Origin of the sequence: Streptomyces sp. CS113 (assembly GCF_002188365.1) — a bacterium.
GTDB lineage: Bacteria > Actinomycetota > Actinomycetes > Streptomycetales > Streptomycetaceae > Streptomyces > Streptomyces tendae.
This window is the reverse complement of record NZ_KZ195574.1, coordinates 3,805,802-3,818,933: the sequence shown is the minus strand read 5'-3', so window position 1 is coordinate 3,818,933 and position 13,132 is coordinate 3,805,802. Positions and strand designations below refer to the sequence as shown.

General features: G+C 72.3%; 11 protein-coding genes. 5 read left to right on the top strand and 6 right to left on the bottom strand.

The genetic code is table 11. The annotated features are described in order from the left end of the window. The first annotated feature begins 201 nt into the window (after positions 1 to 201). Entirely contained in the window at positions 202 to 1,395 is a 1,194-nt protein-coding gene (locus B9W62_RS16760) for an RtcB family protein (RefSeq protein ID WP_087807915.1), read from the top strand. A 51-nt stretch (positions 1,396 to 1,446) separates the two neighbouring features. On the opposite strand, the gene B9W62_RS16755 is transcribed toward B9W62_RS16760, so the two are convergent. Continuing rightward, positions 1,447 to 2,229, bottom strand: a complete 783-nt coding sequence (locus B9W62_RS16755; protein ID WP_087811946.1) for an SDR family NAD(P)-dependent oxidoreductase — start codon at positions 2,227 to 2,229, stop codon at positions 1,447 to 1,449. Between the two features lie 65 nt (positions 2,230 to 2,294). Continuing rightward, complete coding sequence (locus B9W62_RS16750) at positions 2,295 to 2,633, bottom strand: YnfA family protein (RefSeq protein ID WP_007387504.1); 339 nt, start codon at positions 2,631 to 2,633, stop codon at positions 2,295 to 2,297. 95 nt (positions 2,634 to 2,728) lie between these two features. On the opposite strand from B9W62_RS16750, the gene B9W62_RS16745 reads away from it, so the two are divergent. Together B9W62_RS16745 and B9W62_RS16740 are read left to right on the top strand one after the other, a co-directional pair. Then, positions 2,729 to 3,868: an LLM class flavin-dependent oxidoreductase gene (locus B9W62_RS16745; protein WP_087807914.1), complete on the top strand. Its 1,140-nt coding sequence runs from the start codon at positions 2,729 to 2,731 to the stop codon at positions 3,866 to 3,868. Next, positions 3,865 to 4,518: a CE1759 family FMN reductase gene (locus B9W62_RS16740; RefSeq protein ID WP_087807913.1), complete on the top strand. Its 654-nt coding sequence runs from the start codon at positions 3,865 to 3,867 to the stop codon at positions 4,516 to 4,518. Before B9W62_RS16745 ends, B9W62_RS16740 begins: the two co-directional genes overlap by 4 nt. A 184-nt stretch (positions 4,519 to 4,702) precedes the next feature. On the opposite strand, the gene B9W62_RS16735 is transcribed toward B9W62_RS16740, so the two are convergent. Further along, positions 4,703 to 6,160, bottom strand: coding sequence for an AfsR/SARP family transcriptional regulator (locus B9W62_RS16735; RefSeq protein WP_087807912.1), 1,458 nt, complete (start codon positions 6,158 to 6,160; stop codon positions 4,703 to 4,705). Between the two features lie 89 nt (positions 6,161 to 6,249). On the opposite strand from B9W62_RS16735, the gene B9W62_RS16730 reads away from it, so the two are divergent. Beyond that, entirely contained in the window at positions 6,250 to 7,206 is a 957-nt protein-coding gene (locus tag B9W62_RS16730; RefSeq protein ID WP_256976449.1) for a macro domain-containing protein, read from the top strand. Positions 7,207 to 7,344: 138 nt separating this feature from the next. On the opposite strand, the gene B9W62_RS16725 is transcribed toward B9W62_RS16730, so the two are convergent. The 3 genes from B9W62_RS16725 to B9W62_RS16715 are packed head-to-tail and all read right to left on the bottom strand — an operon-like array spanning position 7,345 to position 10,436. Further along, complete coding sequence (locus tag B9W62_RS16725) at positions 7,345 to 8,094, bottom strand: TIR domain-containing protein (protein ID WP_087807911.1); 750 nt, start codon at positions 8,092 to 8,094, stop codon at positions 7,345 to 7,347. After that, a complete protein-coding gene (locus tag B9W62_RS16720; protein WP_087807910.1) occupies positions 8,091 to 9,695 on the bottom strand; it encodes a hypothetical protein in 1,605 nt (534 codons plus the stop codon). Before B9W62_RS16720 ends, B9W62_RS16725 begins: the two co-directional genes overlap by 4 nt. 6 nt (positions 9,696 to 9,701) lie before the next feature. Further along, on the bottom strand, positions 9,702 to 10,436 hold the full coding sequence (locus B9W62_RS16715; RefSeq protein WP_087807909.1) for a hypothetical protein: 735 nt from the start codon (positions 10,434 to 10,436) through the stop codon (positions 9,702 to 9,704). Positions 10,437 to 11,075: 639 nt separating this feature from the next. Between B9W62_RS16715 and B9W62_RS16705 the strand changes: the two genes are divergently transcribed. Then, complete coding sequence (locus tag B9W62_RS16705) at positions 11,076 to 13,109, top strand: flotillin family protein (RefSeq protein WP_087807908.1); 2,034 nt, start codon at positions 11,076 to 11,078, stop codon at positions 13,107 to 13,109. Positions 13,110 to 13,132 lie beyond the last annotated feature (23 nt).

The window sequence follows — 13,132 nt, the reverse complement described above, 5'->3', positions numbered from 1 at the left end:
GCGGCTCCTCTCGCCGGTGTGGCTGTGGTCGGGACTCCAGTGTCCCCGCTGGTTATTCGCTTGCCGCGCGGGGGCGTCCCCTGGAGACAATGTGTATCGCACGCGCCGCCGTGAACGCCGGTCAGCCGTCCCTTTGGCTGCCCTTGGCGCCGGTTTTGCGCTTTGAGACTTCTGTTGTTTTTCCGGGGGAATGAGGACGATATGTCGTACGTGGAGATGCCGGGCGCGAAGGTGCCGATCCGGATGTGGACCGACCCGGCGACGGTCGAGGAGGGCGCGCTCCAGCAGCTGCGCAACGTCGCGACCCTGCCGTGGATCAAGGGCCTCGCGGTCATGCCGGACGTGCACTACGGCAAGGGTGCGACGGTCGGCTCCGTGATCGCGATGCGGGGCGCGGTGTGCCCGGCGGCGGTGGGCGTCGACATCGGCTGCGGGATGTCGGCGGTGAAGACCTCCCTGACGGCGAACGACCTCCCGGGCGACCTGTCCCGGCTGCGCTCGAAGATCGAGCAGGCGATTCCGGTGGGGCGGGGGATGCACGACAGCCCCCTCGAGCCGGGACGCTTCCACGGACTGGCGACCGGCGGGTGGGACGACTTCTGGGGGCGGTTCGACGGAGTCGCCGAAGCGGTCAAGTTCCGTCACGAACGCGCCGGAAAGCAGATGGGGACGCTCGGCGGAGGCAACCACTTCGTCGAAGTGTGCACGGATACGACCGGTTCCGTCTGGCTGATGCTGCACTCCGGTTCCCGCAACATCGGCAAGGAGCTGGCCGAGCACCACATCGGCGTCGCCCAGAAGCTCCCGCACAACCAGGGCCTGGTCGACCGCGACCTCGCGGTGTTCGTCGCGGACACCCCGCAGATGGCGGCGTACCGCAACGACCTGTTCTGGGCGCAGGAGTACGCGAAGTACAACCGCACGCTCATGATGGCGCTCCTGAAGGACGTGGTCCGCAAGGAGTTCAAGAAGGCCAAGCCGGTCTTCGAGCAGGAGATCAGCGCCCACCACAACTACGTGGCCGAGGAGCGGTACGACGGGATGGACCTGCTGGTCACCCGCAAGGGCGCGATCCGCGCGGGTTCCGGGGACTTCGGGATCATCCCCGGTTCCATGGGCACGGGTTCGTACATCGTGAAGGGCCTCGGCAACGCCAAGTCCTTCAACTCCGCCTCCCACGGCGCCGGCCGGCGGATGAGCCGGAACGCCGCCAAGCGCCGCTTCTCCACCAAGGACCTGGAGGAGCAGACGCGGGGTGTGGAGTGCCGCAAGGACTCCGGCGTGGTGGACGAGATCCCGGGCGCCTACAAGCCGATCGAGCAGGTCATCGACCAGCAGCGCGACCTCGTGGAGGTCGTGGCGAAGCTGAAGCAGGTCGTCTGCGTGAAGGGCTGACGCGCGGCCGAAGGGCCGACGCGCGGCCGCGCCAGGTGCACCGGGGTGGGTCTACGCCTCCCGGTGCACCTTCGTGTTCGACGCCTGGGCGCGGGGGCGGACGACCAGGAGGTCGATGTTGACGTGGGCGGGGCGGGTGACCGCCCACGTGATGGTGTCGGCGACGTCGTCGGCGGTCAGGGGGGCGGCGACGCCCTGGTAGACCTTGGCCGCCTTGTCCTGGTCGCCGCCGAAGCGGGTCAGGGCGAACTCGTCGGTCTTGACCATGCCGGGCGCGATCTCGATGACGCGGACCGGGCGGCCGACGATCTCCAGGCGCAGGGTCTCGGCGAGGACGTGCTCGCCGTGCTTGGCGGCGACGTAGCCCGCGCCGCCCTCGTAGGTGGACAGGCCCGCGGTCGAGGAGACGACCACGACCGTGCCGTCGCCGCTCGCCTCCAGCTTGGGGAGCAGGGCCTGGGTGAGGTTGAGGGTGCCGATGACGTTCGTCTCGTACATGCGGCGCCAGTCGTCCGGGTCGCCGGTGGCCACCGGGTCGGCGCCGAGTGCGCCGCCCGCGTTGTTGACGAGGACGCCGACCGTCCGGAAGGCGGACGCGAACTCGTCGACCGCCTCGCGGTCCGTGACGTCCAGGGGGTAGGCCGTCGCCTGGTGCCCGGCCGCCTGGATCTCCTCGGCCAGCGCCTCGATGCGGTCCTTGCGGCGGGCGGTGAGGACCACCCGGTACCCGGCCGCGGCCAGCTGCCGGGCCGTCGCGGCGCCGATGCCGCTGCTCGCGCCGGTGACGACGGCGATACGGGAGGCGGCGGACGGGGCGGCGGCTGCGGTGGCCATGGGCTGCTCCAGGTGGGTACGGAGGGCGGTGCGGACGTCGCCGCCCAGGTTAGTCAGCGCCGTGGTCAGCCGCCGTTGCGCGGGGCCCACATGATCACGGCCATCCCGGCGAGGCAGACCAGCGCCCCCGCGATGTCCCAGCGGTCCGGGCGGTAGCCGTCGGCGACCACGCCCCACAGGATCGAGCCGGCCACGAAGATCCCGCCGTACGCGGCGAGGATGCGGCCGAAGTGCGCGTCGGGCTGGAAGGTGGCGACGAAGCCGTAGGCGCCGAGGGCCAGGACCCCGCCCGCCGCCCACAGCCAGCCGCGCTGCTCGCGCACGCCCTGCCACACCAGCCAGGCGCCGCCGATCTCGAACAGGGCGGCGACGACGAAGAGGGCGGCGGAGCGGAGGACCAGCATGCGGGCAGCTTCGCACGGACCTGCGGAATAACGGGTCGGGGGCCACCGTTGGAGGCGTATAGTTGAACCGTCAACAAAACGGAGGTTGAGCGATCATGCAGTTCGGCATCTTCACCGTCGGCGACGTCACTCCCGACCCGACCACGGGACGTACGCCGACCGAGCGTGAGCGCATCAAGGCGATGGTCGCCATCGCGCTCAAGGCCGAGGAGGTCGGGCTCGACGTCTTCGCCACCGGTGAGCACCACAACCCGCCCTTCGTGCCCTCGTCGCCGACGACCATGCTCGGCTACGTCGCGGCCCGCACCGAGCGGCTGGTGCTGTCCACCTCCACCACCCTGATCACCACGAACGACCCGGTGAAGATCGCCGAGGACTTCGCGATGCTCCAGCACCTGGCCGATGGCCGGGTGGACCTGATGATGGGGCGCGGCAACACCGGCCCGGTCTACCCCTGGTTCGGCAAGGACATCCGCGAGGGCATCAACCTCGCCGTCGAGAACTACAACCTGCTGCACCGGCTGTGGCGCGAGGACGTGGTGAACTGGGAGGGCACGTTCCGCACCCCCCTCCAGGGCTTCACCTCCACCCCGCGACCGCTGGACGGCGTCGCGCCCTTCGTCTGGCACGGCTCCATCCGCTCCCCGGAGATCGCCGAGCAGGCCGCGTACTACGGTGACGGCTTCTTCCACAACAACATCTTCTGGCCCGCCGACCACACCAAGCGGATGATCGAGCTGTACCGGGCCCGCTACGCCCACTACGGGCACGGCACGCCCGAGCAGGCGATCGTCGGCCTCGGCGGCCAGGTCTTCATGCGGAAGAACAGCCAGGACGCGGTCCGCGAGTTCCGGCCGTACTTCGACGAGGCGCCGGTCTACGGGCACGGGCCGTCGCTGGAGGACTTCACCGCGCAGACCCCGCTCACCGTCGGCTCGCCGCAGCAGGTGATCGAGAAGACGCTGGCCTTCCGCGACTACGCCGGCGACTACCAGCGCCAGCTCTTCCTGATGGACCACGCCGGGCTGCCCCTGAAGACCGTCCTGGAGCAGCTCGACCTGCTCGGCGAGGAGGTCGTGCCGGTGCTGCGCGAGGAGTTCGCCAAGAACCGCCCGGCGAACGTGCCGGACGCGCCGACCCACGCGTCCCTGCTGGCCGCGAAGGCCGCCGACCAGGAGCAGCAGGGCAAGCCGGAGCAGCAGGGCAAGCAGGAGAAGGAAGGAGCACGGGCATGAAGCTCGTCGTCGTCTCGGCGGGGCTGAGCGCGCCGTCGTCCACCCGGCTGCTCGCCGACCGGCTGGCCGCGGTCGCCGCTCCGGCGGCCACCGCGCCCGAGCCCGCCCCGGCCGACGTCCGGGTGATCGAGCTGCGCGACCTCGCCGTGGCGATCGCGCACACCTTCACCAACGGCTTCCCGGCCCCGGCGCTCGCGGACGCGTTCGCCGAGGTCGCGGCGGCCGACGGGCTGATCGTCGTCACGCCGGTGTTCTCGGCGTCGTACAGCGGACTGTTCAAGTCCTTCTTCGACGCGCTGAGCGTCACCGACGAGGACGCCCTGACCGGGAAGCCGGTGCTGATCGGCGCGACCGGCGGCACCGGCCGGCACTCCCTGGTGCTGGAGCACGCGCTGCGGCCGCTGTTCGCCTACCTGAAGGCGGTCGTCGTCCCCACCGGCGTGTACGCCGCCTCCGAGGACTGGGGCGCGGAGGGCCTCGACGCCCGCATCGAGCGGGCCGCGACCGAGCTGGCGGCGCTGATGGCGGGGCTGACGGGGCCGTCCGGGGGGTCGAAGGGGCGTACGCCGTCGCCGAAGCGGGACTCCTTCGAGGAGGTCACGCCCTTCGCGGAGCGGCTCGCCTCGCTCGGCGTGCCGTCGCGCACCTGAGGGGCTGCTGCGCCGTCGTCGCCCGGTGAGCCGGGGGGGAGTGGCCGGCTCCCGCCGGGCGGGGCCGCCGTCCCGTCGCCCGGCCGTGCCGGTCAGCGCCGCGACCCGGACCGGAAGCGCTTCGGAAGCGGGGCGCGGCTGGTCCCGGAAGCGGAGTCGCTGATGCCGTAGGGGCATGTCGACGTCACCGGCGGCCGTACGCCCCACCGCTGTCGCCGGCGCCGGCACCGGTGTCCTGGCTCCCGGTGCCGGCGCCGACGTCGGCGCCGGTGGCGTCGCCGGGGCCCGTGCGGGAGCCGGGGAGCAGCGCCGTGCGCAGATACGCGCCGAGCACCGACAGGTCGGTCCGCTCCAGGTCGGCCGGGCGGATCACGACGCGCAGCTCCGGGGCGGTCGCCGGATCGCGGCGGCAGTGATCGGCGAAGCTCTGCACGATCATGAGCAGCAGCCGGGTGCGGTCCAGCTCCACGATCCGGGCGAGCCCGGAGCCGATCAGGGGGATCGCGACCGGCCGGTACATGCCGTAGCGGGCGACGGCCGGCCACAGGGTGTCCAGGCTCGCCCGCAGGTCGGCGGGGCCGGAGCGGGCCACGAGGTCGTTGCCGAGCCGAGAGTAGGCCACGGCGAAGACCCGGCGGCCGTCCACCGTCAGCGGGACGGTGGTGCCGAGGGGGTAGCGGACCCGCCGGCCGCGCGGCTTGTCCTGGACCCGCTCGGTGCGCAGCGGCCGCAACGCCCGCAGCCCGGCCTGGAGCCGGTCGTCCAGCAGCTTGCGCTCGCCGCCGAACAAGCGGTCCACCAGCTGCCCCTGGACGCTCTCCCGGCTGATCACCAGGTCCTGCTCGGTGGCGGTGTCGAAGGTGTCGGTGAAGCCGACCACCAGATTGGCGTCCTCCTGGTCGAACAGGTCGCCCCGCACCACCACGAGGTCACCGGCGCCGGGGAACGGCTGCCGCAGCAGCTCCCGTCCGTGCCGCTCGCGCATCCGGGCCCGCAGGGTGCCGAGCAGCTCGGCGACGTCCTGGTCGTCGGGCCGCTCCCGGGCCATCCGTTCGGCGACCGGCAGCGCGAGGTCGTGGCGGCCCAGGTCCATCCGGCTGCGGATCAGCTGGCGGCGGGCCGTCTCGTACAGCGCGGTGAGGCGGCGGACCATCGGCCGGGCGAAGTCCTCGTCGCCCGCCTCGGCCAGGGGGCGGCCGCGCACCAGCGCGAGCGCCGCCGCCAGCCGGTCGGCGGCCGACGCGGGCGCCGCGAGCAGCGCCGAGTCGACCAGGTCGGTGAACTCCGCGCAGTCCAGCTCGTCGGGCGCGAGCACCAGCCGGTACGCCGTCTCGGGCGCCGGGCCGGCCAGCAGCTGTTCGGTGCGCAGCACCCGGGCGCCGTCACCGTGTTGCGCGGGATCGAGGGCGCGGCGCAGTTCCAGGACGCGCTTTTGCACCTCGTTGCGGTGGCGCTGGGCCGCGTGCGGCTGCTCGCCGTCGAGGGCCCACACGTCCCGGTGCAGCCGGCGCACCGGAACGGGCTCGCCGTCGGCCGCCACCAGGCGGACCAGCAGCCGTGTCGTCAGCGGGGTCAACCGGGCGGGTACGCCGTCGACTTCGAGCCTCGCCGGGCCCAGGACGCTCACACGGATGCGCGCCATACAAGTGGTCTCCACTCGCTTCGCCCTCCCCCGACCGGTGGTCGCGGGGCAGGTTTCGGCAGCGTATCAATTGTCCGTTTGGGGGAGTTGTGGTTTCGGTCGGTTCGCGCGGGACCGGTCCGGTCGTCCGTCCGCCGCGGGGGAGCGGGCGGCTGAGCCGCCGGGGCCGGCGCGGCACGTTCAGCGGCGCGCGGACCCGGCGGCTGTTCGTCGGCAGCCTGATGGCGGCCTTCGGCGGGGTGTCGGCGGTCCTTCAGTTCGTGGGGCAGCTGTGGCCCGCGGCCATTCCCGGCCCGGCGCCGGTGACCGCGGCGTCGGTGCTGCTCTGCCTGGCCTGGGCCGTGGTGCGCAGCAGGCCCACGGCGGTCGTGCACCAGGAGTTCGGGCGGCCCCGGATGTCCGTGACGGTCGGGCCGGGCGACCTCTTCGACGAGTCCGCCCACCTCGTCGTCGGGTTCTCGGACACCTTCGACACGGACGTCCGCGACGGTGTGGTGATCAGCGGGACGAGCGTGCAGGGGCAACTGCTGGAGCGCCGGTACGACGGTGACGTGCGGCGGCTGGACGACGAGCTGGACGCCGCGCTCGGCGCGGCCGTGCCGGTGGCCCGGGAGACCCGCGCCGACAAGCCGTACGGCAAGCTCGACCGCTATCCCGTCGGCACGGTGGCGGTGCTCGGCAGCCGGCCGCGGCTGGTCTTCGGGGTCGCCCACAGCCGGCTGGGCAACGACTGCGTGGCCCGGTCCAGCACCGAGGAGCTGTGGCTCAGCCTCGGCCGGGTGTGGGACGCCGTCTACCGGCACGGTCAACTGGACCGCGTCGCCGTGCCGTTGATCGGCTCGGGTCTGTCCCGGTTGCACGGGCTCGACGAGGAGAGCCTGCTGCGCCTGATCCTGCTGTCCTTCATCACCCACTCCCGGGAGCGGGTGATCTGCCGCGAACTGCACGTCGTGCTGCGCCCCGCCGAGCTGGAGCGGGTCGACCTGACGGAGGTGGCGGCGTTCCTCGGGGTGCTGGCGGCGGCCGACGCGGGCACCGCGGGCTGAGACCCGGCCCGCCCCGGGACGGCGCCGGCCCCCGGGACACGTACCGCGGTGACGGGACGTGCCCCGGGGGCCGGTTGCGCCGGTCCCCCGAACGGCGCCGGATCCGCCGGACGCGTACGGCCGGCGGTGGCAGGGCCCCTACGGCCGGCGGTGGTAGGCCGACAGGTGGCGGAAGGGGTAGGTCTGGCGCCAGTCGGAGCCGGTGTCGTTGACCGTGCAGCCCGCCAGCTTCAGCCGCTCCACGACCTTGCCGAGCGCCGTGTCGGAGCCGTCGAAGCGGATGACGTTGCGGCCGGCGATGTCGGCGATCGGCCGCAGACCGCCGACCTCGACGATCAGCGTGCGCTCCGGGTAGGCCATCAGCACCATGCCCAGCTCGATCAGGACGTTGGGGCGCGGCTGGCACACCGGCCGGGTCTCGTAGTCGGGTTCGTGGTGGCCGCGCAGCTCGGGGTGGAGGGTGACGACGTCGTCCGGGGTGAGCAGGACCAGCGCCGCCTGGGCCTGCGCGGGGGCGGCGGCGACCACGTCACCGAGGAAGGGCGAGGCCTGGCCGGTCGCCCGGACCAGGTCCTCCCACTCCTTGGGCCGCAGGTCGAGCCGGCGCAGCAGCTCGTACATCTCGCGCCGCACCTGGTCGTCGCGGCCGTGCACGACGAAGACGCTCCGGGCCCGCTCGGCGTCCCCGGGCCCCGCGGCGGCCGGGCGCCGCCACCCGTCGGCGTACGGCTGCGCGGGCGGGGTGGACGGCGCGGGCGGCGCGGCGTGGATCGGGGAGTTGTCGCCGAAGGTCTGGGTGGTGTCGGTGTTGCCGGAGCTCTGGTTGCCCCCGAAGTTGTTGGTGCTGCCCTGCCCGAAGCTGTTGCCGTGGAACTGCTGGCCGCTCATCCTTGCCGTGCCTCCCTGGTGACGCCGGAGTTGCTGCCGAAGGTCTGGGTGGTGTTGGTGTTGCCGACGCTCTGGTTGCCGCCGAAGTTGTTGGTGCTGTTGGCGCCGAAGTTCTGCTGGAGGATGTTGGTCTGGTTCGCGTCGTGCTCACGGGTGTCGACGTCGTGGTCGCGCAGGAAGTCGCCGACGATTTGCAGCAGGTGCCGCTCGATGATCTGGATGTACTTGATCGTGTCCGACTCCTGGAAGAAGTGGTGGAAGTCGTGGTTGGGCGCCAGCTCGCGGACGCTGGTGAGGGCGCCGCAGTCCACCGCGGTCAGGGCGTAGCGGCCGAGCCGGAACTCGCTGGTGTCGGCGGGCTGGCCCACCAGCTTGCGCACGGTGTCGGTGCCGAAGCGGCTGGGCAGCCGTTCGCGCAGCGGGTTGGCGATCAGCCGCAGGAGTTCGCCGGGCGCGCTGCGGGTCACGTCCCAGGCGATGCGCAGCATGAGCGTGCCGTCGATGGTGGCGGGCAGCCGGTCGGCGAGGTGGAAGCTCTCCGGCAGCGGACCGAGCACATAGGTGTAGAACTCGGTGTGCAGGGTGCTGCCCTTGATGTCGAAGCCGATGAACACCGAGGTGACCAGCTCCTGCTTCCAGGCGCCGATGCGGACGCACAGGTACTCGCGGCGGGCGTCGTAGTCCTCCCGCCAGTGCCCGGCGGTGTGGTCGGGGCTGTCGGGGTCGGGCGTGTCCAGGAGCACCGCGACGGGGTCGCTGCCCTCGGCGGTCCGCACCGCCTTGGTGAACCGGCGCCGGTCGACGGAGAGCAGCTCGACGCGGTCGCTCGGCGCGGGCTTGTCGCGCAGTTCCGCGAGCATCTCCTCGCAGACCCGGGTGGTGATGTCCTCGACCGTGAAGGGGATGATCGGCTTGCGTTCCGTCCGCCCGGCCTCGCCCGTGCCGTCCGCGTCGTCCGCCGGCCCGTGCTGGGCGGGGACGTGCCCGTTGAGCAGGCCCTGGCCGAACGCGCCGACGCGGGACTTGGGCACGCCGAGCAGCAGTTCCGCGTTGGCCCACCGCTTGATCGAGTGGCCGGCACCGACGAACGGCTTGTAGCCGCCGTAGTACACGGTGTCCGAGGCCTGCTCCCGGTTGATCTTGGCGACCAGTTCCGGGGTGAGGCGCGAGGTGATCGGGTGGGAGCCGTCGAATCCGGCGCGGTCCTCCGCCGGGTCCTCCGCCGGGGGCGCGAGGTGCTCGGCGAGGGTCTGGAGGATGGCGAGCCGGCGCAGGAACATCGTGGCCCAGGCGAGCCAGAAGACGAACAGGGCGGCCGTCCAGCCGCCCAGCACGTCCGCCGCCATGAGCAGCGCGGCGACGACCGCGCCCGTCCCCAGCGCGATCAGCTGGTTGCGGCGCAGGTTGTGGGCGGCCAGGGCGTGCGCCAGGACGGGCGCGGCGTCGTAGCCGTAGGAGGGGGCCACCACCCGGTAGCGGTGGGTCAGCAGCTCCCGGATGACCCCCTTGCGGTAGACGGGGTCGAGATAGGTGCCCGCGCACATCAGGCGGGTGGCGTTGCTCGTTCCGTCCGGGGGCGGCGGGGCGGCGTGGGTGGTCATGGCTGCTCAGTTCCCTTCCCGCATGTCGGCCGAGGTGATGACGCCGCCGCTGACCGTGTAGGTGCCCTCGTACGTCGTCCGCGTGCCGTCGGTCTCCCAGGCCACGACCGTGACCGAGACGTCGTCGCCGTACGTGCCGGTCACGGTGACGTCGTCCCGCTGGGTCGTGGCGAAGCCGGCGACGAAGGTGTCGTAGTCCTGGTCGAGGTTCCTGCCGCCCAGCTCCCACGCGGCCGCGAAGTCGCGGTTGTTGATGGCGTCGAAGTACGCCGTCACGGTCGCCTCCGGGCCGGTCTCGTCGGTGGTGGCCCCGTCGGTGGCCGTGTCGTCGGTCGCGGTGTCGTCGGTCGTGGTGTCGTCCGTGGCGGTGTCGTCCGCGGTGCCCTCGCCGTAGGGGTCTTCGCCGTACGTGCCGCCGTCGTAGGTGTCGTCCTCGTACGGGTCGTCGCCGTACGTGCCGTCGGGGTCGGTGCCGTCGTCCGACGTGCCGTCGTCGCTCGTGCCGTCGTCGGTCGTGCCCGATCCCCAGTCCGGCAGCGCTCCGCTGCCGTAGAGCCCGTCGGTGGACGGCGCTCCGTCGTCCGGGCCGGTCGTGGCGAGCACGACGGCCAGCACGACTATGAGGACGAACGGGATCGCGATCACGGTCAGGGCCTGGTTGCGCAGGGGGCCGGGCGTGAGTGCGAGCCCCGGTGCGGGGTAGGAACCCCGGGCGCCGGGCGGGACGCGTGTACTGCTCATCTGTCACCTCATTGCCGCCGGTATCCGGCCGGGCGGATACGGCACGCGTCCCGAGTGGGCCGATGTGCCATGTGCATCGACCGATCCGACCAGTGGCGGCGCTTCCGGAACCAGATTTCGGGAGTTCCGATGCGCTTCCGATCGGCTTCCGGTATGGCTTCCCGGCGATCGGCCCGGGGGCGGCTCACCGGCATCCAAGCCGCGCCGAACACTGCCGGAAACCGGCAATGCGGATAGGTGGCACCGTCACGCATCATGGCCGCACGGGGAGCACTGCGGAGGGGGGCGGACGATGACGACGGTGACGACGGTGACGGAGCACAGTCCGTTCGTCCGCCCCCTTCACCGGCTCCGCCCCCGCCCCGACGAACCCGGCCGCGCCCCGCGCGCCGCCGGTGCCGCGGCCTGAGCCGCCGCGCCGTCCGGAAGCCGTAGCCCCGCCTCTCTGCCGGGGCCCGGCAGGGGCGTGGTCCGTCCGAAGATCCGCCCCCCGGTATCGCGCCCGTCCGTACGGGCGTCTCCGCACCCGCTCCCGCACCGGCTCACGCACCCGCTCACACACCCGCATCCGCACCCGTGGCGGCCGGCCGTGCTCGACCGGCCGCCCGACAGCCGCCTCATGCCGTAAGGACGTATGCCATGGAAGTCATCGGTGTCCTCGCCGTCGTCTGCTTGCTCCTCGTCGCCGTCGTGCTGTTCGGCGTCTCGCGGCTCTTCCGCAAGGTGGAGCAGGGCAAGGCGCTGATCGTCTCGAAGATGCGCAAGGTGGACGTGACCTTCACGGGTCAGGTGGTGCTGCCGGTGCTGCACAAGGCCGAGGTGATGGACATCTCGGTGAAGACGATCGAGATCACGCGGGCCGGCAAGGAGGGGCTGATCTGCCGGGACAACATCCGCGCGGACATCCGCATCTCGTTCTTCGTCAAGGTCAACAAGACCGCCGAGGACGTCGTCAAGGTCGCCCAGGCGGTGGGCACGGCCCGCGCCAGCGACCGGGACACGCTGCAAGAGCTGTTCCACGCGAAGTTCTCCGAGGCGCTGAAGACCGTCGGCAAGCAGCTGGACTTCACCGACCTCTACACCAAGCGCGAGGAGCTGCGGTACCGGATCATCGAGGTCATCGGCGTCGACCTCAGCGGGTACCACCTCGAGGACGCGGCCATCGACTACCTGGAGCAGACGCCGCTGACCCAGCTGGACCCGGCCAACGTCCTGGACGCCCAGGGCATCCGGAAGATCACCGAGCTGACGGCCGTCGAGCACGTGCGCACCAACGAGGCCCGCCGCACCGAGGAGAAGGAGATCACCCGGCAGAACGTCGACGCGCGCGAGGCCGTGCTGGAGCTGGAGCGCCGGCAGGCGGACGCCGAGATCAAGCAGAAGCGCGAGATCGACACCACCCGGGCCCGCGAGGAGGCCGAGACGGCGCGGGTGGTGGAGGAGGAGCGGCTGCGCGCGCAGACGGCGTTCCTGCGCACCGAGGAGCAGCTCGGCGTGCAGCGCGAGAACCAGGCCCGTGAGGTCGCGGTCGCCGCGAAGAACCGCGAGCGGGTCATCGCCGTAGAGAACGAGCGCATCGAGAAGGACCGCATGCTGGAGGCCATCGGCCGCGAGCGGGAGACGGAGCTGACCCGGATCTCCGCCGAGAAGGAGGTCGAGGCGGAGCGGCGGGACATCGCCGAGGTCATCCGCGAGCGCGTCGCCGTGGACCGTACGGTCGCCGAGCAGGAGGAGTCCATCAAGAAGCTGCGTGCCGTGGAGGAGGCGGAGCGGGACCGGCAGACCGTGATCATCGCCGCCGAGGCCCAGGCGCAGGAGCGGCTGGTCAAGGACATCAAGGCCGCCGAGGCCGCGGAGGCGGCGGCCACCCACCGCGCCGCCGAGGAACTCACCATGGCCGAGGCCCGGTTGAAGAGCGCCGACCTGGAGGCGCGGGCCAAGCTGCGGATGGCCGAGGGGCTCCAGGCCGAGGCGGCCGCGGAAGGGCTGGCGGCGGTCCAGGTCCGGGACAAGGAAGCAGAGGTCGTCGAGAAGGCCGGCCGCGCCGAGGCGGGGGCGACCGAGGCCCGGATGCGCGCCGAGGCCGAGGGCGCGCGGGCCAGGGCGCTCGCCGAGGCGGAGGCCATCGGCGGCAGGCTGAAGGCGGAGGCCGCCGGACTCACCGAGAAGGCGGCCGCGATGGCGGCCCTGGACGACGCCTCGCGCGGCCACGAGGAGTACCGGCTGCGCCTGGAGGCGGAGAAGGACATCCGGCTGGCCGGGCTCGACGTGCAGCGGCAGGTCGCCGAGGCGCAGGCCACGGTGCTCGCCACCGGTCTGGAGAACGCCGACATCGACATCGTCGGCGGCGACTCGGTCTTCTTCGACCGGCTGATGTCCTCGGTGGCGCTCGGCAAGGGCGTCGACGGGTTCGTCAAGCACTCCGAGACCGCGCAGGCCCTCGCCGGGCCCTGGCTGGACGGCTCGTCGAGCTTCACCGACGACCTGAGCCGCGTGCTGGGCTCGTTCTCCACGGCCGACGTGCAGAACCTGACGGTCTCCGCGCTGCTGATGAAGCTGATGAAGTCGGGCGGCACGGACGCCGGGCAGGTGCAGCGACTCCTGGACCGCGCGGGCGAACTGGGCCTCGCCGACACCCCGCTGACCACGCTGAACGGCACGGCCAGGGTCTGACCGGCCGCCACCGACCGGGTGCC